Origin of the sequence: Enterococcus haemoperoxidus ATCC BAA-382 (assembly GCF_000407165.1) — a bacterium.
In the GTDB taxonomy this organism is placed as follows: domain Bacteria; phylum Bacillota; class Bacilli; order Lactobacillales; family Enterococcaceae; genus Enterococcus_L; species Enterococcus_L haemoperoxidus.
The window spans coordinates 928812-950352 of the sequence record NZ_KE136479.1; the positions used below are offsets into that span (position 1 = coordinate 928812).

Consider the following 21541-nt stretch of genomic DNA (forward strand, 5'->3'; position numbering starts at 1 on the left):
CAAAGGTGAACTTATTACGGGAGTGCCCGTTACAGCACGGCAGTATGCGAATTCAAGTACTGTATAAGGCTATTATTGTGAAATAATGGTAAATCAAGGTGGTAACACGAAAGACAAGCTTTCGTCCTTTTGTCAGATTAATGACAGGGACGGAGGCTTTTTATTGTGAATCACTACGACTGGCTTCGCCATAGTAGATGATGAACAATACTTGGCGAACGAAGTGAGAGTAGTTTTATTTCTACCGAATCATAATCCAAGCCAAAATAAGAAATAGGCGAGCTAGGTCATAAAAATAAGAAAATTAATCTGTCGATTATTTCACAACATAGCACAAAGCATGTAGTATAATAAAAAAGAAGTAAAACCAAAGAAAGCGGAGGGGAAAAAATGCCTCTAATCGAATTACAACACGTACAAAAACAATTTTCCGGAAAAAGCGGACAAGTAACAGCTGTTAACGATGTTTCATTAACAGTCGATCAAGGGGATATATATGGAATCGTTGGTTATTCGGGTGCTGGTAAAAGTACTTTAGTTCGTTTATTAAACGGCTTAGAATTACCAACACAAGGTGAAGTTGTTATCCAAGGGCAAAATGTTGCGCAAATGGCGAATCGAGAACTACGTCAATTTCGTAAAAAAATTGGGATGATTTTTCAACATTTCAATTTATTATGGTCAAGAACGATTTTAGAAAATATCATGTTACCGTTAGAACTAGCAAATGTTCCAAAAAACGTGAGAAAAGAACGTGCACAAGAACTTTTAAATTTAGTTGGTTTACAAGGGCGTGGAGATGCGTATCCAAGTCAATTATCTGGTGGACAAAAGCAACGTGTAGGGATTGCCAGAGCACTAGCTAATAATCCGGAAATTTTACTTTGTGATGAAGCAACAAGTGCATTAGATCCGCAAACAACAGATGAAGTATTGGACCTTCTGTTAGAAATCAATAAAACATTGAATCTGACGATTGTATTGATTACGCATGAGATGCATGTGATTCGCAAGATTTGTAACAAAGTTGCTGTAATGGAGCTGGGTCAAATCGTTGAAGAAGGCGATGTGTTAGAAGTCTTTAGACACCCTAAACAAGCTGTTACAAAACGTTTTGTTCAACAAGAATTAGAACCAAAAGAAGATACGGAAGAGTTATTACAGGAATTGATTAAAGAAAATCCAGCAGGTCTTGTTGCAACATTGCAATTTAGTGGTGATAATGCCAATGAACCTGTGATTTCACAAGCAATTCGTAAATTTGCTGTAGATATCAATGTTGTTCAAGGTCAAGTTCAACAAGCAAAAGAAGGCGCCTTTGGAACGTTGACTGTTATGATCACAGGAACACCAAATGAGATTGAACAGGCGTTAGCATTCTTTACTGAAAAAGAAGTCGTAATGGAGGTGATTCACCGTGGCGAATGAAACATTTGCAGAAAAATATTTGAACTTTAGCCGAGTGAATCCAGAATCAATGCAACAGGCGGCGATCGATACATTGTTTATGACGGTCGTTGCGATGATTTTTGTTATTATTATTGGTTTTTTACTAGGGTTATTATTATACAGTTTAAGCCGTAATAAATCACCTTTTGCAAAAATTTGTTATAGTGTTTTATCAGTTGTTAGTAATATTTTCCGCTCGATTCCTTATATCGTGTTGATCATCTTATTAATGGATTTTTCAAGAAAATTAGTTGGTACAGGGATCGGTGCCAAAGCGGCAATCCCTTCATTGATTGTATCAGCTGCACCATTTTACGCTCGTTTAGTTGAAATTGCCTTTCGTGAAGTCGATAGTGGTGTTTTAGAAGCAGCAGATGCAATGGGTGCTTCTAAAATCCAAAAGATTTTTAAGGTATTGATTCCTGAAAGTACACCAGCTCTACTATCTGGTGTTACGCTGACAACGATTACGATGATTGGTTTTACAGCAATGGCAGGTATCATCGGCGGAGGTGGTCTTGGTGGTTTAGCATATCAAGAAGGGTTTAGCCGTAATAATAATACCGTTACATTAGTTGCAACAGTTTTGATCTTGGTTATTGTGTTTATTATTCAATTTGTCGGCGATCAATTGGTGAAACGTTCAGACAAACGATAAACAATCAAAATAGAAAAATAATTGGAGGAAATAAATATGAAAAAGAAATTATTCGGTTTAGCAGCATTAGCACTTGTGACAGTTGGATTGGTCGCTTGTGGCGGAGGGAAAGACAAAACAGACGATAGTAAGTCAGCGGGATCTGAAAAAGAATCTTCTGTTTTGAAAGTTGGCGCATCAGCTTCACCTCATGCGGAAATTTTAGAGCAAGTCAAACCAATTCTTAAAAAAGAAGGAATTGATTTAGAAATCGTGCAATTCGATGATTACATTTTACCAAACAAAAACTTGGCTGAAGGCGACATCGATGCGAATTACTTCCAACATATTCCGTACTTTAATTTACAAGTCAAAGAAAATAAGTATGATTTCGCAAACGCTGGCGGTATTCATATTGAGCCAATGGGTCTTTATTCAAAACGAATCAAAGATATCAAAGACTTAAAAGAGGGAGCAACAATCATTACATCAAATTCAGAATCTGACTGGGGTCGTATTATCACGATTTTACAAGATGCTGATTTAGTTACCGTTAAAGATGGTGTGGATTTAGAGACTGCTACTTTTGAAGATATTGATAAAAATCCAAAAAACTTGAAATTTATCCATAATATCAATCCTGAAGTATTAACAACGACATATAACAACGATGAAGCAGATCTTGTAGCAATCAACGCTAACTTTGCATACAGTGCAGGCTTGAATCCATTAAAAGACTCTGTTTTACTTGAAAAAGATAACTCACCGTATGTAAATATTGTGGCTGTTCGTTCTGAAGATAAAGATAGCGATAAAATCAAAAAGTTGATAGATGCATTGCATAGTAAAGAAATCCAAGATTGGATTCTTGAAAAATGGGATGGCTCTGTAAAACCTGTAAATAAATAAAAAAAGACAGAAAAATCGTTTGAGATTTTTCTGTTTTTTTCTATTTTTGAACAAGCTTCTCCAAAATATCAACAAAAATCGGGTTATCATTAAAGGGATGAATATAATGGAAATGTTCTCCGCCGTTCTCCATAAAGTAACCATAATTTTCTTTTTCAATCTCTTCTATTGTTTCTAAGCAATCAGAAACGAACCCAGGTGTCAAGATCAAAATATTCTTATCCCCTTGCTTAGGTAATTCCTTTAGGGTTTGATCAGTAGCCGGAGTCAACCATTCAGCAGGCCCAAATTTTGATTGGAACGTACTTATGAAAGGAATATCCCCTACTTGCTCCATCACCGCTTGAGTTGTCTGGTTGCAATGTTCTAAATAATGATCCCCTTTTTCAACATAAGAAACGGGGATACCGTGATAAGAGAAAACAATCTTATCGATTCTTTTTTCTGTTAAAGCGTGTTTGATTTGTTTTGCTAAAGCGTCAATATATAGTGGCTCATCATAAAACGATTGAATAAAATGTAAGCTAGGAATTGCTTCAGCTTTCAAATAAAACTTAGCGACTTCATCAAAAATAGGTGCTGTGGTAGTCGTTGAATATTGTGGATATAACGGGATAATCGTTATATCGGTAACACCAAGATTGTTCATTTCTTTTAATACTTCTGGAATCAAAGGCTTGCTGTAGGACATTGCATAGCGTACAACATGATCTGGAAAACGTTCTTGCAGCTGCTCTGCTTGGGATTGCGTATAAAGAAGTAAAGGCGACCCCGTTTCTTGCCAAATCTGTTGGTACAACGCAGCTGATTTTTTTGGTCTAGTTCGTAAAATAATACCATGTAAAACAGGTAGCCAGATCAAACGATGGGTATCAATTACTCGTTTATCTCCTAAAAAACGTTTAAGATAGGCTCGAACTTCTTTCGTTTCAGGTTTATCTGGAGTCCCTAAATTAACAATAATAATTCCTTTTTTAGACATTAAAACCCTCTTTTCAAATGGCTAGGACAAAATGAGTTTCGCTCTAGTCAACATTTTTCTGAAATCATTGTAAATTATCTCACAAAGAATAAGGAAAATCAAAATAACTTAGCTAATCATCACCAATATTTGGTTGAGTAGAATAGAGAAAAGGCAGATAATAAAACAATAACCATTTTAGAAAGATTCTAATTAAGTCCATTTTTTCACAAACAAAACCTAGATTAAATAAGAATTATTCTAGTAAAGAGATTGCTTATCATTCTCAATTAGGATAAAATGAGTGAGAACGATAAAATAATTATTTTAAGTTGGAGGGAATTGTACATGTCCGTTTTAGAAATTAAAAATTTACACGTATCAATCGAAGATAAAAAGATTTTAAAAGGGGTTAACCTGACCATGAAAACAGGTGAAATCCACGCAATCATGGGGCCTAACGGAACAGGTAAATCAACCTTATCTGCGGCCATCATGGGAAATCCTAATTACGAAGTCACAGAAGGCGAAATCTTGTTTGACGGAGAAAATGTATTAGAACTTGAAGTGGACGAACGTGCCCGTTTAGGTTTATTCCTTGCAATGCAATACCCAAGTGAAATTCCAGGAATTACGAATGCTGAATTTATGCGTGCGGCAATCAACGCCAAACGTGATGAAGATGACAAAATTTCAGTGATGGAATTCATCAAAAAATTAGATAAAAAAATGGATTTACTAAATATGCCAGAAGAAATGGCTGAACGTTACTTAAACGAAGGCTTCTCTGGTGGAGAAAAGAAACGGAACGAAATCCTACAATTATTGATGTTGGAACCAACATTTGCCATTTTAGATGAAATCGATTCTGGTTTAGATATCGATGCGTTGAAAGTTGTTTCAAAAGGCGTAAACGAAATGCGCGGCGAAAACTTTGGTGCGTTGATCATCACTCATTACCAACGTTTATTAAACTACATCACACCAGATGTGGTGCATATCATGATGGAAGGCCGTGTGGTGAAAACTGGCGGTGCTGAACTTGCAAAACGTTTGGAAGCAGAAGGCTATGCAGGAATCAGCCAAGAATTAGGTATCGAATACAAAGAAGAAGCATAAGGAGGACAAGATAAATGAAGGAAATAACAACAGCGAATTATCTTGACGACATCAACGCTTTTTCAGCCCGTAACGAAGAACCTACTTGGATGACCGACTTACGTGTAGCGGCTTTAGAAAAAGCTGAAAACCTAGAATTACCAAAGATCGAACGTGTGAAATTTCACCGTTGGCCTTTGTTTAACGTGAATACTGAAGAGTATGCACCTGAAACAATGAACATCCCAAGCTTTGACGCAATGAAAGATAATCCAGTGATCGTGCAACAAGGGTCGATTACAACGTTTGAACAACTTTCAGCGAAATTAGCCGATCAAGGTGTGATTTTCACTGACATGTTTACAGCCTTGCAAGAACATGGTGATTTAGTCAAAGAATATTATATGAACAAAGCGGTTGAAATGGATGAAGATAAATTAACAGCATTCCATACAGCCTTTATGAATAGTGGAGTCTTCTTATACGTACCAAAAAATGTTGTCATTGAAGAACCAATCGAAGCAATCTTTATTCAAGATTCAGCCAGTGAAGAATCGTTCTTCAAACATGTCTTGATCGTAGCGGACGAACATAGTGAGTTTAGCTATTTAGAACGATTCCAAACAATTGGCGATCAAAAAGTCAAAGTGTCAGCGAATATCGTGGTTGAAGTCATTGCAAAAGCTGGTGCAAAAGTGAAATATTCTGCCGTAGATCAATTAGGCGTAAATGTTTCAACTTACATGAACCGTCGTGGTCACATCATGCGTGATGCGTCTGTTGATTGGGCCTTAGGTGTAATGAATGATGGTGACGTGGTTGCTGATTTTGATTCTGATTTAGTCGGCGAAGGCTCTCATTCGGAAGTTAAAGTTGTGGCAATCAGTGCTGGCAAGCAAACACAAGGAATTGATACTCGTGTAACCAATAAAGCCTCTCACTCTGTAGGACACATTTTACAACACGGCGTTATCCGTGAACGTGGCACGCTAACATTTAACGGAATCGGTCATATCCTAAAAGGAGCTAAAGGCGCAGATGCCCAACAAGAAAGCCGTGTCTTAATGCTTTCAGACAAAGCCCGTGGTGATGCGAACCCAATTTTATTGATCGATGAAAATGAAGTAACCGCAGGACATGCAGCCAGTGTTGGACGTGTTGATCCAGAAGAAATGTACTATTTAATGAGTCGTGGTCTACGTAAAGATGATGCGGAACGTCTGGTTATCCGTGGCTTCTTAGGCTCAGTTATTACGGCGATTCCTGTTAAAGATGTGCAAAAAGAATTTGTGGACGTAATTGAAGGGAAGTTGAATGCATGATAAACGCAGATAAGATTCGGCAGCAGTTTCCCATCTTGTTTCAAGAAGTAAATGACGAGCCGCTTGTTTATCTGGATAATGCAGCAACAACTCAAAAACCTAAAGCAGTTTTGGATAAACTGACTTATTATTACGAACACGATAATGCTAATGTCCACCGTGGTGTGCATACGTTGGCCGAACGTGCCACGAAAGAGTATGAAGAAGCTCGTGAAAAAGTTAGAGCCTTTATCAATGCGAAAGAAACAGCCGAAACGCTCTTTACTCGAGGCACAACGACGAGTCTAAATTGGGTTGCCAAAAGCTATGGTGATTTAGCGGTTAAAGCAGGGGATGAAATCGTGATTTCTTATATGGAACATCACTCTAACATCATTCCTTGGCAACAGTTAGCTGAACGAAAAGGCGCAACCTTAAAATATATCGAAATCACAGCAGACGGCTTTTTAGATATGGAAAGTGCGAAAAAACAAATCACGGATAAAACCAAGATTGTTTCTATCGCTCATGTCTCGAATGTTTTAGGCGTGATCAATCCAATAGCAGAGTTGGCAAAGCTAGCTCATAGTCACGGTGCTGTCTTAGTTGTCGATGGTGCTCAAGCTGTACCACATATGCCAGTGGATGTTCAAGCAATTGATGCTGATTTTTATGCATTTAGCGGGCATAAAATGTGTGGTCCAACTGGAATTGGTGTATTATATGGAAAACGTGAATTACTAGATCAAATGGAACCCGTAGAATTCGGTGGGGAAATGATCGATTTCGTGAATTTGCATGACAGTACGTGGAAAGAACTGCCTTGGAAATTTGAGGCAGGAACCCCAAATATTGCTGGAGCAATCGCTATAGGTGCGGCAATCGATTTTCTAACGGAGATTGGGTTAAAAGAAATTCATCAACATGAAGCAGAATTAGTGGCTTATGTGTTGCCAAAACTATTGGCGATTGAAGGTCTGACGGTTTATGGACCACAAGATCCGGCTCATCATACAGGTGTTTTGGCGTTTAATTTAGATGGCTTACACCCACATGACACTGCGACAGCGTTAGATATGGAAGGCGTGGCCGTTCGTGCAGGACATCATTGTGCGCAGCCATTACTGAAATATTTAGACGTTCCAGCGACAGCTCGTGCAAGCTTCTATCTTTATAATACCAAAGCAGATGCTGATCGATTGATCGAAGCAATTTTAGCGACAAAGGAGTTTTTCCAACATGGCTCTATCTAAATTAGATAATTTATACCGTCAAGTGATTTTGGATCATTCCAGTCATCCTCATCATCATGGAACATTAGCAGAATCAAGCAAAAAAATCGAAATGAATAACCCAACTTGTGGCGATGTGATCGAATTGCAAGTGGCTATTCAAGACAATGTCATTAAAGATATTGCTTTCAGCGGAAGTGGTTGTTCGATTAGTACGGCGAGTGCTAGTATGATGACAGATGCGGTGATTGGGAAAACCTTAGCTGAAGCAGAACAGTTGGCTGAAGATTTTTCTCAATTGGTACAAGGAAATGACGTACCAGAAGAAGAAAAACTAGGTGATGCGGCGATGCTTAGTGGCGTGGCCAAATTCCCCGCACGGATCAAATGTGCAACATTGGCTTGGAAAGCGTTAGAACAAGCAGTTGAAAATGACGGACAAGGAACCGCAGGACAATTACACTGCGAAGAATAATAAATAAGTTGAAGTCAGTAAGGAATCAAGAAAAGGACGTGAGATAATTTGAGTACTGTACCTGAGTTAGAAGAATATCAATTTGGTTTTCATGATGATGTGAAACCAATTTTCAGTACGGGAAGTGGACTAACAGAGGAAGTTGTTAGAGAAATTTCACGTAAGAAAGAAGAACCAGAATGGATGTTGGAATTCCGTTTGAAATCATTAGAACAATTCCACAAAATGCCTATGCAAAATTGGGGACCAGATTTATCTGATATCGATTTTGAAAAAATCAAATATTTCCAAAGAGCTAGCGACAAACCTGCTCGTGACTGGGATGATGTACCAGATAAAATCAAAGAAACCTTTGAAAAAATTGGAATTCCAGAAGCCGAACGTGCTTACCTAGCTGGAGCTTCAGCGCAATATGAATCAGAAGTGGTTTACCACAACATGAAAGAAGAATTCCAAAAATTGGGAATCATCTTTACGGATACAGATTCAGCGTTGAAAGAATATCCTGATATATTCAAAAAATATTTCGCAAAATTAGTCCCACCAACAGATAACAAATTAGCAGCACTAAACTCTGCGGTTTGGTCTGGTGGAACGTTTATCTATGTGCCGAAAGGCGTTCGTGTGGATGTACCATTACAAACATACTTCCGAATCAATGCGGAAAACACAGGACAATTTGAACGTACGCTGATTATCGTGGATGAAGGCGCTAGTGTTCACTACGTAGAAGGCTGTACAGCACCTACGTATACAAGCAATAGCTTGCACGCAGCGATCGTTGAGATTTATACGCATAAAGATGCCTATACACGTTATACAACCATCCAAAACTGGTCCGATAACGTTTATAACTTGGTAACAAAACGTGCCAAAGCTTACGAAGGTGCCACAGTTGAGTGGATCGACGGAAACTTGGGTGCCAAAACAACGATGAAATACCCAAGTGTCTATCTTGATGGAAAAGGTGCTCGCGGCACAATGCTTTCAATTGCATTTGCTGGGGAAAACCAAATCCAAGATACAGGGGCGAAAATGATTCATAATGCGCCAAACACATCAAGTTCGATCGTTTCTAAATCAATTGCCAAAGACGGCGGTGAAGTGAATTATCGTGGTCAAGTAACGTTTGGGAAAGATAGTGCGGGTTCGATTTCACATATTGAGTGTGATACGATCATTATGGATGATAAATCGAAGTCGGATACGATTCCGTTTAATGAGATTCATAACAGTCAAGTGGCATTGGAGCATGAAGCGAAGGTTTCGAAAATTTCAGAAGAACAGCTTTATTACTTGATGAGTCGTGGGTTGACTGAGGTTGAAGCGACTGAGATGATCGTTATGGGATTTGTGGAGCCGTTTACGAAGGAATTACCGATGGAGTATGCGGTTGAGTTGAATCGATTGATTAGTTATGAGATGGAAGGGTCTGTGGGTTAAAAATTAATAGTAACTGTAAACATTCATAAATGAATGTTTACAGTTTTTTGTTTTTTTAAAGCATGGTCAAATTGGCGAAAATTGACTTAAATTTGTAATATGATTTCAAAGTATATACTAGTAACAGTGAAGATTATAAATAGGAAAAATATACAAAAATTTAGTTGATTAGAATTTGGTGAGCAATTTTTATATAATTAATAGAGCATTACGATGAGATATAATAGTTTAAGAATATACAACAATGAGAAAGTATTATTTAACTCGAAAAAGTTTTTTTTTTATGATAAAATGAAGAAAATACATTGGTTACAAGAGCTTGAAATAATTTAAATATTGACATCTAAGTTACTAAATTGGAGAGTTCAATACAATTCAAGGTTAGATTTGAAAAAGGAAAATTATTTATTGCACTAAGTTAATTAGCACAACATATGAAACTTCGTGTTCTTTCTTAAAAAAATTGAAAGTTCTATGCTGTTTCAAAAGGAGAACAGGTTCGTGAATAATGAACATAAATTTATTAAAGAAAATGGAATTTTTTATACAGACGAAAAATTAGCTAAAAAAATGGTTGATTTATTAAAAATAAATTACAATGATCCATTTACATTAATTGAGCCAGCAGTTGGTGAAGGTCATATACTTTTTTTTCTTATTGAAAAATATTTTATTGAGAATAAAAATAAAAGTAAAGATTATCAAGCTGAATTTTTGGAGAATAGTATAGCTGGATTTGATATTAGAGAAGGAGCTATAAAATCTTGTATAGAAAAGCTGAATGATCTTTCAGAAAAGTATATTCAAAGGAAGGTTAAATGGAACATCCAAAAATTTGATGCTCTCAATAAAGAAAAACTTATTGATAATTTTGGAACTTATGACTACGTAATTAGCAATCCTCCATATGTTTCAAGACATAATATGGATGAGAGAACAATTAATGCTTTGAGAGAAAAAAGTGATTTTTGTTCAAAATTTAATTTTGATTTATATTATTATTTCTTTGAAATAGGACTGGATCTTTGGAATAGAAATGGAAAAATTGTTTACATTACTCCCAATAGTTATATCAAAGCTAGAAGTGGAGAAGTAATGATGAAGTATTTTATTAATAATTCCTTTGTTGAAACAATCATTGATTACGAAGATGAAATGAAGTTTGAAGGAGCTACTACCTATACCGCAATCACTGTTTTTTCAAAAAATAATAAAGTTTTACAGGTAAGAAATAAAGAAAATGAGATTGTAATTGAATTATCGTATAGAGAATTAGTGGAAAAATACAACTATTTGATATATAGTCATAATTTTTTAACTGAAAACCAAGAAGACTTTATTGATTTGGGAGAGATTTCTGAGATTAGAAATGGTCTAGCTACTTTGCAAGATAAAGTTTTTATTATAAGTGAAAAAGAGATAATTAGTGAGAATGATAATTTTTTATCATTTAATAAGGATAAAGAAGTTTTCTCTGTTGAAACTGATATGCTCCGAAAAGTTATCAGGGTTTCAAATATAGAGGAAATAAAGTATGTAATTTTCCCATATAGTCCTACCAATGAAGCAAGAACGACATACATTCAACAGACTGAGATAAAAGATTGCTATGAAAAAACCTATGGATACTTATCTGACAGGCTTGACGAAGAGTATCAAGAAAAATATGGCTTATATTTTGGTAGAACACAAGGCTTTACTTGTTACTATGATAAAAAAATAGTAATCCCAAAAGTAGCCTCCTTAGATAAAAAACCATTTAAAATTGTTGGAGAAGGTTTTCTTTTGTCTGGTTTATCGATTAAATTAAAAGATAAATATTTGAGAACAAATATAGATAAAATATTGGATTATCTTAATTCAGATGTAGTTCGAGCTTATCTTACAATTACTTCTAAAAATTATGCAGCTGGGTATAAAAGTATTAGCTCTACTGACCTAAAAAAAATAAAAATTCCTATAAAATATATTATTGAAGAGGAAAAACAGTATGGAAGAAGAAATGAATTATAAGGCTACACACTAAGAGTTAATATTAATATATTAGATAACCAAAATATCGCTTTAGAAATAGTAAAAAATAGCTATCATCCTTTTCAAACTGTGTAATAATATTCAAGCTTAGGGATTGACAAGTATTATAAATTGTGATTAAGCAGCAATTTTTGAAAAGTTGAAAGTTATATATTTATGATTTTTCAAATTTTATTTATTTTTTTGAAATTTATAAGGAGGTTATATAATGGCAAAAGTTCCTTTTGATGTGGATTCTTATACAGCTAGATTAATTGGGAGAGAGAATGTTTCAAAACTGGAAGGAGCGATTATCGAGTTAGTAAAAAATGCATATGATGCTGATGCGACTAAATGTTTGATTTATTATAATGAATTGAATCACTCTCTAGTGATTGCTGATAATGGTTGTGGTATGAATGAAAAAATAATTAAAGATAACTGGATGACTATAGGTAGATCCAGCAAAAAAGAGAATTTCGTTTCAGATAAAGGAAGGGTACAAACTGGTGCTAAAGGAATTGGTCGTTTTGCATTAGACAGAATAGCCAGTAAAGCTCATATGATTACAGTTAATAGTGAAGAATCAATTGAATGGATTATTAATTGGGAAGACTTTAGCAGTAATAAAAAGTTATCCGAAACATATGCAGAAATAAACGAGAGTATCAAATGCATTCCTGAATTTTATGAAAGCTTGAACTTGTCTAATTTAAATACTAAAAGAGTAATCAATAAAGACTTTGCTGATACGGGAACCTTTTTTTATTTAACACAATTAAGGGAAATATGGGATGAAAAGTTGATTAAAAGGATACAAAAGAGCCTATCAACAATGATCCCACCTACTATGGAAGAAATTTTTCAGATATATATGTTTACTAATGATATTAGTGAAGATGGAGCGAAAATTGTTTCATATCATGAAGAATCATATGATTACAAAATTAATTTTGGAACTTCCAAAAAGAATAAAGAGCTCATGGAAATTGAAATTATACGGAATGAATTTGATTTTCGAGGTAAGGATAAATCAGTTCTCAAAGAAGCGGGTTTTACGAAAAATGATGAGAAATATTTTTCGGGAAGCTCAATTTTCAGTAAAAAAAGATTATCTGAATTGGTAAACGAAGTATATGAGGTACCTGTAGCTGAGATTGGAGAATTTCATGGGACATTCTACTTTTTCAAGAATTCAGCTACAAAAAATGACACGCAGAAATTTTACTATAAAGATTTTTCAAACAGGAGAAACATGAGTGAAAAATTTGGTGGTATAAAAATTTATAGGGATAATTTTTGGATTCGTCCGTATGGAGAGTTTGCAACCTCTAGTTATGACTGGTTACTATTAGCAAACAGAAAAAATCAATCACCAGCTGCAGTATCTTCTGAGAAAGGAAAATGGCGGGTCAATTCTCAGCAGATTTATGGACAAGTTTATATATCAAGATTAAATCTACATTTAGAAGATCAATCTAATAGAGAAGGTATCGTTGAATCAAAACAATTTTCAGCATTTAAAGAAGTTTTACTAAATATAATTGAACTATTTGAAAACGACAGACAATATGTTCTCAGAAAATTGAAAGACTTATATGATAAAAAAAATGAAGCAGAAAGACTTGAAAATGAACTAAAGGAACAAATCAGAGAGGCTGAGAAAAAGGAAGCTGAACAAAAATCTAAGCAAAATACAGCGCAAAAGAAAGCTGTTGGAGAATCAGAAATAGCAAGTGAACAAAATTTGCTTTTAGAGAAAGTTAGACCTGTTGTTGCAAAAAAAGAATCTGAAATTGAGGAATTAACTAACGAAGTAAAGATGTTGAGGGCAATGGCTACTACAGGAATAGCTATAAATACTTATTTTCATGAGATATCTAGTTTAGTTAATGATATTCACGAAGAAATTTATGAGATTAAAGAAGCAGCAGTGATAGATGATATAGATACTATAAAAAAAGCGGCAGATAAAGCATATAGTTATAAACAGAAATTTGAACAATGGTATGAAGTTACAATAAAATCAGTGAAATCAGATAAGAGAAAAAGAACTTTGTGGGAAATTCAAGATTTGATTGGCAATCTATGTGATGCATGGAGCGAATCTTTAGGTAGTGAAAGAGCTAATATTGAGTTTATTGATCCTTATGAATCAATAAATTATAGGTGTTTTCCTTTTGAAATTGAAAGTGTAGTTAATAACCTGATTAGTAACTCAATTTCTGCTTTTGATGATATTTGTCAAACTCATAATAGGAGTGTAAAAGTTGAAATACAGAGACTAAATAAAGGATTTAAGTTAATTTATTCTGATAAAGGACCTGGTTTGCCTAAAAAATTTAGAGACAATCCCAGAAAAATCTTGGAACCATTAAAAACTGGAAAGATTGAAGGTACAGGTTTAGGTATGTGGATAATAGATACAATAGTAAAAGATTACAATGGATCAATTGATTTGTCCAAGTGTGGGAAACAAAAAGGTTTTTATGTAGAAATAAATTTTGAATAAAGGAGTCAATAAAATTGTTTAGAATTGGATTTATAGATGATCAAGATACTCATGTTGATAAGTATAAGAGACGATTTTTGAAATATGATATTGAGTTAATATATTTAGAAGAAAATCTAAATTACAAAGAAATTATTAATTGGATTCTTGACGAAAGGTTAGAAGGATTATTAATAGATTATAAATTAATGCCTAAGTATGAATTTGTAGGTTCATCATTAGTAAATTACTTAAATAAGAAGATATTTGATTTTCCATGTATGCTTTTGACATCATTTTCAACTGATGCATTAGATGAAAGTCTTGTTCCAGAGTCTTTTATACTTAATAAATCAGATATGCAGGAGGGGATAGAATCTGTATCAAAGAAAATTATTCAAAATGTTGAAGTTTTTCGTAAAAGAATGAAGTTATCCGAAGAAGAGTACAGAAAGTCTTTTTTTAAATATAAAAATGGAAATCTGGATGTTAATCAAGTAGACGATTTAAAAGAAAAATACAATATTTTAAAGGGATACCATTTAGTAGAAGAATATGATTGGTCAGCGGTGGAAGTAGAAAAAGAACATGAGTTAGATCAAGCTATAGATAAGCTGGATATCCTTATAAAGAAATTCGAAAAGATTGAAGGAAATTAATTTGCGAATACATGGTGAATATATAATTAAAAGAAGAACAGATTGTAATGGTAAATTTTCCAAATATTCGGATCAGTTATGTAGAAATTATTTAAAAGAAGATTTTTTTAATATATGTGGGTACTGTGGGAAGCCAATGGAATTACTAAAAGCAAGAGCGCAGATTGATCATTTTATACCCAAAGACTTTGCTCCAAGTAAAGAGAATGATTACTCCAATTTAGTATACTCATGCCAAAAGTGTAATAGAGGTAAGTGGCACCATTGGCCTACACAATGTGTAGAATATTCTTATAATGAAAAGGAAGGTTTTGTAGATCCAGCAACAAAAGAATTCGATCTTCATTTAGAAAGGTTGGATAGTGGAGAAATCATAGGTATTACTGAAGTTGGACGGTACATGGTTGAAAAAATGCGATTAGATATACGTCCAATAAGTATAATGTGGAAAGTAGATGTTTTAAATAGAAAATTAGAAAAAATTGCGAATATTATTAAGCGTTTACCAGAAGAACCTAACTTGATAGAGCTTTATAGAGGTTATATAGATGCTTCTGAACAATTGAAACACTCATTAAATGTTTTATATAATCAAAATGAATCTATGTAAATAATTTTATTAAGTCGAACATTTTTTTTAAATAAAATATATTGTGAAAATAAAGGTGGAGGTTTTTAAATGTTTCCAGTTGGGGGATATGAAAGGTTTCTTAATAAAATCAAAGGAAGAGATGCGGATGAGAAAAAGACCCATGTTTTTGGTGTTCTTTTCGCTGATATGGATCAACTAGATGCTAGAAGTTATATATTGAATTATTTAGATTTTTTTAACGAAAATTCCAACATTTATATTGATTTCTATATTCCAGGATATACAAATAAAGATTTAAATTATTATACTGAAATCCCAAATACTATAAAAATAAATGGGAAGACATTCTTTTTTTCTCGAGATTTATATAACACGTTCATAAAAAAATTCAGGTTGGATTTTGATGTGAATATTCCGTATACTCCTAGTTTATTTTTGATGGAATATAAAAATGGGAATTTTAATAAAGCAAAATTTATCGAAATAGATTTAGATGAGGGGAGCAATTCTGTTAGGCGAGCTGGTGAATTATTTGATAGAATTTTCGAAATTGCTAAAGATGGCAGTGATGTCAGAATTATTAATAATATGCTTGAACTGAATAGTCTTGTAGACTATTTTAAAACAGATTTTGTTAATGATTTAGGAATACCTCTATTGACAGTAGGAAAGAAAATTACGGAAAGAATAACAAAGTTTAGATTAAATTAACAACTATGATTACAAAAAGTGGAGTTGCCGACATAAGCAAGTTTCAAAAATTTTAGAAAGAGGAAACTTGCTCTTTATAATTATTAATTGGATGCCATGCTATTTGGTTTAACTCCGTAGTTAAATACATTGCTACTTTCTTTGTTTAATTAGTAGTAAATAGTTATGATTTCAAAATCAACAATTCTTATCTTTTTTTATTATAAAACGATCAGTAATGGAAAGTACCTTCTATCACTGATCGTTTATTTTATCTTTTATATTTTCCCTCTCTGAATCATCCTCGCTACAATCTCCTCACTCTCCTTCAAAACCTGCTCAAAATCCCCAGAAAATACCTGATACAACTGCTGACAAGAATAATACCGCATCCGCATATCCTTCTTATTCCTCGTAACTTTCCCATCAAAAAACTCATCTAAATAAACCAACGACTTCTGCCAAGATCGAAGCTTGATCAACTCACTCCGCACATCCAAAATATCCTGATAAGGTACTGCCTTCAAATTCTGTTCTTTACTCATCACTACACATCCATTCCTATTTTTTTGAGAAACCAACAGGAAAATAAAAAACGATCAGACCTATCTGTGCCTCATCGTGTGCAATAGTTCGCCAAAGAACACATGAAATCGCCAAAAAGATGAAAGAATCCAGCAAAGAGACTAGTAAAATCAATCAAAATTAAGTACAATAAAACATGCGAGTACTTCGGTACGCGCTATCGGCAACTCGGATAAGCAGTGGTTGCTGTTTATTCGGGGCCTTGCAACGTGATGCCAGTCAGGTTGTAAGGTGCCGTTTTTTATTTTTCTATTTTTTAACTTGTACATCGTTACGTTTTATTATCACCACCATCAATAAAAATCAGACCTAGAATAGAAACAAAAAAGGCATTGGCGCAATGTCCAATACCTGAATAAGTCAATAGTACCTTAAAGAAACCTAGCAATCCTTTCTAGTGGTAGCTCAAAAAGAGACACAACAAAAAAGCTAGTGATTCATTTACTATTGGCATACTTGTGTGGGCAGTGGTTGCTGTTTTCAAGACCATTTCCGTTCAGTGCCAGCCAAACAAAAAGGTGCCAAGGATTAAATTGTCATAAAGTTGAGTGATGTTCTGAATCAGGACTTACTCAGCTTTTTTATTTCCATTCTATACACTAAGTATAAATAAATCGACAACGAGAATCAAGGCGAACAGAGAAAAAAGGGAATGAAAATTTCGAATTCGTTAGGAAAATTTGATAGATAAAAGTATAAGTATTACGTTAAAAGATATTAGTAACATAGTAAATTAGGGATTAATCGTCTAGCTTTCAAAGGATAACTAAACTAATCCAAAACAATATCAGCAACTTCTTTATCAATCTGATTTGCTAAATCATGGTAGCCAGAAAAACGAAGGAACTCAATCCATGTCTCTATTTTGGGTTGGGGAGACTTATCTATTTTTGTTTGAGCAAGTGCGGCATTGATTGAAGCAAGACATTTTTCAAATAACCTGTTTGTATTTTCACATAATTTAATAGCTAGTCTGCTATATTTTAAAGATTCTCTATTTAAATCTAATTTTAACAGATAATCGCTCATATTAATCAAGGTCAAAATTAAAACTTCTTTTGTCATTACTGATTGAGTTTTTTGGCAATTCATAATGAGGGAAGATGAAAGGGTTATAGCAGTATCAACATCATAAACAAATAAAGAGTTATTAAGTAAATTTATTTCATAATAGCCCCAATCGTTACAAGCGGTTAGGTATTCTTTTAGCGGTGCAAATCTCTCAGGATTACATATTTTTCCGTGTTTCCGATATTCAATAATGGCTTCACAAAGAATTTGAGCATGTATTATTCTAGAAGAGGGGTTATTACTTTTTTTAATGTAAGAATTTATTTTTTTTTGAACCATTTTTAGGTCACGTTCGTTTTGACTATTGTTTGCTTGCATTAGTTTTTTTAAAAGCGATTCTTCTTCAAAAAAAATACTTTGGTTTAAAAGTTCTTCAAACTCCATTAAACTGACATTTAATTTTCTAAGTAACAAAATAAATTTATCGTAAGAGCAATAGTAGTTACTGTTCTCTAATTCTGAAAGGTGACTTCTTGAGATGATACCAGTAGCTAATGATTCTTGAGTCATATTCTTGCTATTACGTATTTTTTTTAGTAATGGTCCAATTTCCATAATTATTCTCCTTATGATTTGAATTATCCTACTCTCTAATAGTTATATTTTACGTCATGTAACACCTTGAATCAAATGGAAAAATAAGCGACTAGTTTTTTATGAAATGTCGGTATGAGGTACATTTTCTATAATTTAGGTTTTTCAAAATTATAATAGACCAATAAGGAGGTGTTGACTATGCAAATTATTGGGCTATTAATATGGTTAATAAATTTTTAAAAGGAGAAGTAACAATGATGAAAGCAAAAATTGAAGCTAACACATATCAAAAATTTATTTCAGAAATACAAGATTTTTATCCTAAGAAAACGTTCGGCTATTTTTTTTCAAAAGAAGATGAAGAAATTGCAACTGATTATTATATTTTTAGTGAAGACTCAAGAAAAGAAGAAAATGTGATGGAGAGGTTTAATAAATTTGGTAAATATTATGAAAATAATCTCAATGCCGGTTTTCTGTCATCAATTCAAGAAAGTGTAGCTATTGAAAAATACATCATTAAAAATAAATTGAAAAAAATTGGTGTTTTCCATACTCATTTAAGACATCCACCGATTTTCACAAAAGTAGATGCAGAATTTCATCCAAGCGAAAATTTTTGGCATTTGATTATTAGTTTAAGAAATGCCCAAAAACCAACAATAAAGATCTTTGAGATTCTTAGCAATGTTAACTTTAATGAGATACCTGTTATTCTATATGATCAATCAAGAAACATAGTATCGATAAAAGGATATGGACGACAAAAAGTATTAAATAGTTCTTTGCTAAAAATGTCAATTAATAATCAAATATCAGATTGTTTCACAATAGAAGATTTTGCAAAATGTGGAGAATTATTCATTTCAAAAACAATGATAACAAATGAACAGTATAAGAGAGTATTCAAAAATCATCAATATAATATTGGGGAAGAAAAATTTCCTGTAGTAAATATTACTTGGTATGAGGCACAGTATTTTTGCGAGGTAACAGATACAGAACTACTTACAAAAGAAGAGTGGGAGTTATATGCTGATGATCAGCTAGATCCATTTGACTATGAGCATCATAATGAAGCTTTTATGAAAGTTGCACTTTATAGTGAAAATTCAAAAAATCAATTACAACAAGTAGCTACTTTAAAGCCAAATCAATACGGTTTGTATGATATGCAAGGTAATGCTTGGGAATGGTGTGCATGTTTTGAATCAAAAACTGAAGTTGCGAATACAAAAGGAGGAAGCTATTTTGCTTTTCCTGAAATGTGTAGAAAAACTGTGGATCAATTGGAAGACAAAGATTATTTTGCAAGAGATTTAGGATTTAGAGTAAAAAGGAGGAATGTATGATGGATATCAATTATCTAGGAAAAAAACAATCATTCAAAATCTCCAATTTGGGGGAAGCGATAAATAATTTGAAAGGCACAGATGAGGATTTCAAAAAAGCATTTTTTGATCAACAAGAAGAGCTGAAATGGAATACAGTATTTGTAGTAAATGAGAATGTAGTTGAAAAAAATCAAATTTTTTCAAAAGAATTGTCAGAAGATTCAGAAGTTATTGTTTTGCTTCAGCTATCTGGTGGATAGATAAACATCGTCTCAAACATAATCTTTTTTGACTATAAAAGAGTTATAGGGAGTTGTATTTATGCGATATGAGCGTCAGTTATTAATGTCCCAAATAGGTGAAACAGGGCAAAAAAGCTTAAAGGAGAGTTCGGTTGCTGTGATAGGTGCCGGAGGGCTAGGTTCACCCATACTATTGTACTTAACCGCTGCGGGCATTGGCAATATCTGTATTATAGATGATGATATTTTAGAAGTCTCAAATTTAAATAGACAAATCATACACAATGAACATAGGCTGGGGGAAGCTAAAGCTCTTTCAGCAGAAAAATCGTTGAATAAACTTAATTCAACTACAAAGATTTTAAGTAATCAGGTCAGATTAACAAAAGAAAATATATTAGAAGTTATTGGCAAGCCAGATTTAATAATCGATGCCGTTGATAATGTTGAAACACGAGTATTACTAAATAAGTTTTCACTTAAATATCACATTCCAATTGTTTTTGGGGCTGTAGAATCAATGACAGGATACCTTTTATATGTCGACCCTAACAAAGCAAACACGCCTTGCTACGAATGCCTTTTTCCAAAAGACCAGAAAACAACTCAAAAAAAAGTCCCCATCATAGGGTGTACAGCTGGTGTTGTAGGGTCATGGCAAGCTTCAGAGGCTATAAAGATCTTGACAGGGCAAAAAATGAATACTGAATTAATTTACATTAATCTTGAAAATAATCAGATTCAAAAAATTGCAGTTCAGCAGAGGAAAAATTGCATGTGTAATCAATATAGACATCAAGATAACCAAGAGATATGAATAGGAGACTACTATGGAAAAAGAATATCAAATGACTGATAGGGAACAGGTTGAAAGTTTGATTTATCCGTGTTATGAACGAACACTATACCATATTTTTAAGCGAAATATGAAACTTAAAAAATTCAATTGGTTGATGGCTGATCGTTTTTTCGAGTTTGATTACACGGAAGAAAATGAGCCCATTCTAGCCACGCATAATGGTTTAAAAGAAATTCAAGATAAGTTGGAAGAAACACTAGTTATAAAACCATCAGAGTTAGAAACAACCTTGGATGAATTTTTAAATCAGTCTTATTATGCGCATAGTATGCTTGAAACAATACGTCCTGACAGTAGTAAGTACTTTACAAGTAACTTAATAGAATCAATTGATCAAAGCACCGTTTTTATAACTAAAACAAATGAAACAATGAAAGAAACTAAAGTACCTATTTCTGTTCCAGAATTATTAGAAAAATTTCCTGTTTCTGATTCGGGAGAAATCACACTAAGTTTTATAAAGGTTCCAACTGAATTCGTACAGACAATTGAAGAGAGTAACCAACCGTTTAGTCATATTATGAACGAGCAATATGGATATACAGTAGAAAAAAATACCATTTTTAATTCTGGTGAAAAAGTAATCTGTGATGATCAAAGCTTATGGACTTTATATGATTATTTTCTTTCAGAAAAAGAAGCCGTTCTTTCAGGTGAGATGTCTAAAAAGACGCAACTGCGAATGTATAAGCATTTAGCAAACAAAATCGAGCCAATAACAACTGCATGGCAAGAGATAGCAGAGTATTATGAACCAAATGCTGAAATATTGAATACAATCAACAAAATCAATCAAGATTTAGAAACGTTGCTAAAGTGGTTTAGTTTGCTCTATAATCGTCCGAAAACTCACTTTTTGGAGAAATATCTACTCCAATACCAACAACTTGTTTCAGATTATAAAGAGTTTCAAAATCAAGCTTATCAACTGACCATAAAATTATTAATGGAGGAAAAATAGAT

General features: G+C 33.5%; 20 protein-coding genes and 1 other annotated feature (1 of these 21 running past the window's edge). Of the genes, 17 read left to right on the top strand and 3 right to left on the bottom strand.

Going from position 1 to position 21541, the window contains the following annotated elements:
• Positions 1–132 (top strand) — a binding site (T-box leader) (it extends 113 nt beyond the left edge of the window).
• 258 nt (positions 133–390) lie between these two features.
• From I583_RS04385 to I583_RS04395, 3 genes are read left to right on the top strand one after another with little or no spacing between them, the layout of a single operon-like run.
• A complete protein-coding gene (locus I583_RS04385; protein ID WP_010763362.1) occupies positions 391–1428 on the top strand; it encodes a methionine ABC transporter ATP-binding protein in 1038 nt (345 codons plus the stop codon).
• Between the two features lie 49 nt (positions 1429–1477).
• Entirely contained in the window at positions 1478–2107 is a 630-nt protein-coding gene (locus I583_RS04390) for a methionine ABC transporter permease (RefSeq protein WP_051094847.1), read from the top strand.
• Positions 2108–2143: 36 nt separating this feature from the next.
• Positions 2144–2995 carry a MetQ/NlpA family ABC transporter substrate-binding protein gene (locus I583_RS04395; RefSeq protein WP_010763364.1) on the top strand — a complete coding sequence of 284 codons (852 nt, stop codon included), beginning with the start codon at positions 2144–2146 and terminating at the stop codon, positions 2993–2995.
• A gap of 40 nt (positions 2996–3035) precedes the next feature.
• On the opposite strand, the gene hemH is transcribed toward I583_RS04395, so the two are convergent.
• Positions 3036–3977, bottom strand: coding sequence for a ferrochelatase (gene hemH / locus I583_RS04400; protein WP_010763365.1), 942 nt, complete (start codon positions 3975–3977; stop codon positions 3036–3038).
• 327 nt (positions 3978–4304) lie between these two features.
• Between hemH and sufC the strand changes: the two genes are divergently transcribed.
• The 10 genes from sufC (at position 4305) to I583_RS04450 (ending at position 15971) form a co-directional block, all read left to right on the top strand.
• On the top strand, positions 4305–5075 hold the full coding sequence (gene sufC / locus I583_RS04405; protein ID WP_010763366.1) for a Fe-S cluster assembly ATPase SufC: 771 nt from the start codon (positions 4305–4307) through the stop codon (positions 5073–5075).
• Positions 5076–5089: 14 nt separating this feature from the next.
• A complete protein-coding gene (gene sufD / locus I583_RS04410; protein WP_010763367.1) occupies positions 5090–6376 on the top strand; it encodes a Fe-S cluster assembly protein SufD in 1287 nt (428 codons plus the stop codon).
• On the top strand, positions 6373–7608 hold the full coding sequence (locus I583_RS04415; protein ID WP_010763368.1) for a cysteine desulfurase: 1236 nt from the start codon (positions 6373–6375) through the stop codon (positions 7606–7608). The genes sufD and I583_RS04415 overlap by 4 nt, the downstream gene beginning before the upstream one ends.
• Positions 7595–8062 (top strand): Fe-S cluster assembly sulfur transfer protein SufU, encoded by a 468-nt coding sequence (sufU, locus tag I583_RS04420; RefSeq protein ID WP_010763369.1) that lies wholly within the window; start codon positions 7595–7597, stop codon positions 8060–8062. The genes I583_RS04415 and sufU overlap by 14 nt, the downstream gene beginning before the upstream one ends.
• 48 nt (positions 8063–8110) lie before the next feature.
• Positions 8111–9505, top strand: a complete 1395-nt coding sequence (gene sufB, locus I583_RS04425; protein WP_010763370.1) for a Fe-S cluster assembly protein SufB — start codon at positions 8111–8113, stop codon at positions 9503–9505.
• A 501-nt stretch (positions 9506–10006) separates the two neighbouring features.
• Positions 10007–11518: an Eco57I restriction-modification methylase domain-containing protein gene (locus I583_RS04430; RefSeq protein ID WP_010763371.1), complete on the top strand. Its 1512-nt coding sequence runs from the start codon at positions 10007–10009 to the stop codon at positions 11516–11518.
• Positions 11519–11747: 229 nt separating this feature from the next.
• Positions 11748–14030, top strand: a complete 2283-nt coding sequence (locus tag I583_RS04435) for a sensor histidine kinase (protein ID WP_010763372.1) — start codon at positions 11748–11750, stop codon at positions 14028–14030.
• Positions 14031–14044: 14 nt separating this feature from the next.
• On the top strand, positions 14045–14668 hold the full coding sequence (locus tag I583_RS04440) for a hypothetical protein (RefSeq protein WP_010763373.1): 624 nt from the start codon (positions 14045–14047) through the stop codon (positions 14666–14668).
• Between the two features lies 1 nt (position 14669).
• Positions 14670–15278: an HNH endonuclease gene (locus I583_RS04445; protein ID WP_010763374.1), complete on the top strand. Its 609-nt coding sequence runs from the start codon at positions 14670–14672 to the stop codon at positions 15276–15278.
• Positions 15279–15347: 69 nt separating this feature from the next.
• Positions 15348–15971 (top strand): hypothetical protein, encoded by a 624-nt coding sequence (locus I583_RS04450; protein WP_010763375.1) that lies wholly within the window; start codon positions 15348–15350, stop codon positions 15969–15971.
• A gap of 257 nt (positions 15972–16228) precedes the next feature.
• On the opposite strand, the gene I583_RS04455 is transcribed toward I583_RS04450, so the two are convergent.
• Positions 16229–16495 (bottom strand): hypothetical protein, encoded by a 267-nt coding sequence (locus I583_RS04455; RefSeq protein WP_010763376.1) that lies wholly within the window; start codon positions 16493–16495, stop codon positions 16229–16231.
• 811 nt (positions 16496–17306) lie between these two features.
• On the bottom strand, positions 17307–18161 hold the full coding sequence (locus tag I583_RS04460; RefSeq protein WP_010763377.1) for a helix-turn-helix domain-containing protein: 855 nt from the start codon (positions 18159–18161) through the stop codon (positions 17307–17309).
• A gap of 236 nt (positions 18162–18397) precedes the next feature.
• On the opposite strand from I583_RS04460, the gene I583_RS04465 reads away from it, so the two are divergent.
• The 4 genes from I583_RS04465 to I583_RS04480 all read left to right on the top strand — a co-directional run bounded on the left by I583_RS04465 (position 18398) and on the right by I583_RS04480 (position 21539).
• On the top strand, positions 18398–19495 hold the full coding sequence (locus I583_RS04465; protein ID WP_010763378.1) for an SUMF1/EgtB/PvdO family nonheme iron enzyme: 1098 nt from the start codon (positions 18398–18400) through the stop codon (positions 19493–19495).
• Positions 19492–19737: a hypothetical protein gene (locus I583_RS04470; RefSeq protein ID WP_010763379.1), complete on the top strand. Its 246-nt coding sequence runs from the start codon at positions 19492–19494 to the stop codon at positions 19735–19737. The genes I583_RS04465 and I583_RS04470 overlap by 4 nt, the downstream gene beginning before the upstream one ends.
• Before the next feature lie 61 nt (positions 19738–19798).
• Positions 19799–20536 (top strand): HesA/MoeB/ThiF family protein, encoded by a 738-nt coding sequence (locus tag I583_RS04475; RefSeq protein ID WP_010763380.1) that lies wholly within the window; start codon positions 19799–19801, stop codon positions 20534–20536.
• A 13-nt stretch (positions 20537–20549) separates the two neighbouring features.
• On the top strand, positions 20550–21539 hold the full coding sequence (locus I583_RS04480) for a hypothetical protein (protein ID WP_010763381.1): 990 nt from the start codon (positions 20550–20552) through the stop codon (positions 21537–21539).
• Positions 21540–21541 lie beyond the last annotated feature (2 nt).

What these genes read in the sequence shown, in the direction of transcription:
- I583_RS04385 (WP_010763362.1), top strand. Translation starts at nt 391, where the DNA reads ATGCCTCTAATCGAATTACAACACGTACAAAAACAATTTTCCGGAAAA.
- I583_RS04390 (WP_051094847.1), top strand. Translation starts at nt 1,478, where the DNA reads ATGCAACAGGCGGCGATCGATACATTGTTTATGACGGTCGTTGCGATG.
- I583_RS04395 (WP_010763364.1), top strand. Translation starts at nt 2,144, where the DNA reads ATGAAAAAGAAATTATTCGGTTTAGCAGCATTAGCACTTGTGACAGTT.
- hemH (WP_010763365.1), bottom strand. Translation starts at nt 3,977, where the DNA reads ATGTCTAAAAAAGGAATTATTATTGTTAATTTAGGGACTCCAGATAAA.
- sufC (WP_010763366.1), top strand. Translation starts at nt 4,305, where the DNA reads ATGTCCGTTTTAGAAATTAAAAATTTACACGTATCAATCGAAGATAAA.
- sufD (WP_010763367.1), top strand. Translation starts at nt 5,090, where the DNA reads ATGAAGGAAATAACAACAGCGAATTATCTTGACGACATCAACGCTTTT.
- I583_RS04415 (WP_010763368.1), top strand. Translation starts at nt 6,373, where the DNA reads ATGATAAACGCAGATAAGATTCGGCAGCAGTTTCCCATCTTGTTTCAA.
- sufU (WP_010763369.1), top strand. Translation starts at nt 7,595, where the DNA reads ATGGCTCTATCTAAATTAGATAATTTATACCGTCAAGTGATTTTGGAT.
- I583_RS04435 (WP_010763372.1), top strand. Translation starts at nt 11,748, where the DNA reads ATGGCAAAAGTTCCTTTTGATGTGGATTCTTATACAGCTAGATTAATT.
- I583_RS04450 (WP_010763375.1), top strand. Translation starts at nt 15,348, where the DNA reads ATGTTTCCAGTTGGGGGATATGAAAGGTTTCTTAATAAAATCAAAGGA.
- I583_RS04455 (WP_010763376.1), bottom strand. Translation starts at nt 16,495, where the DNA reads ATGAGTAAAGAACAGAATTTGAAGGCAGTACCTTATCAGGATATTTTG.
- I583_RS04460 (WP_010763377.1), bottom strand. Translation starts at nt 18,161, where the DNA reads ATGGAAATTGGACCATTACTAAAAAAAATACGTAATAGCAAGAATATG.
- I583_RS04465 (WP_010763378.1), top strand. Translation starts at nt 18,398, where the DNA reads ATGATGAAAGCAAAAATTGAAGCTAACACATATCAAAAATTTATTTCA.
- I583_RS04470 (WP_010763379.1), top strand. Translation starts at nt 19,492, where the DNA reads ATGATGGATATCAATTATCTAGGAAAAAAACAATCATTCAAAATCTCC.
- I583_RS04475 (WP_010763380.1), top strand. Translation starts at nt 19,799, where the DNA reads ATGCGATATGAGCGTCAGTTATTAATGTCCCAAATAGGTGAAACAGGG.
- I583_RS04480 (WP_010763381.1), top strand. Translation starts at nt 20,550, where the DNA reads ATGGAAAAAGAATATCAAATGACTGATAGGGAACAGGTTGAAAGTTTG.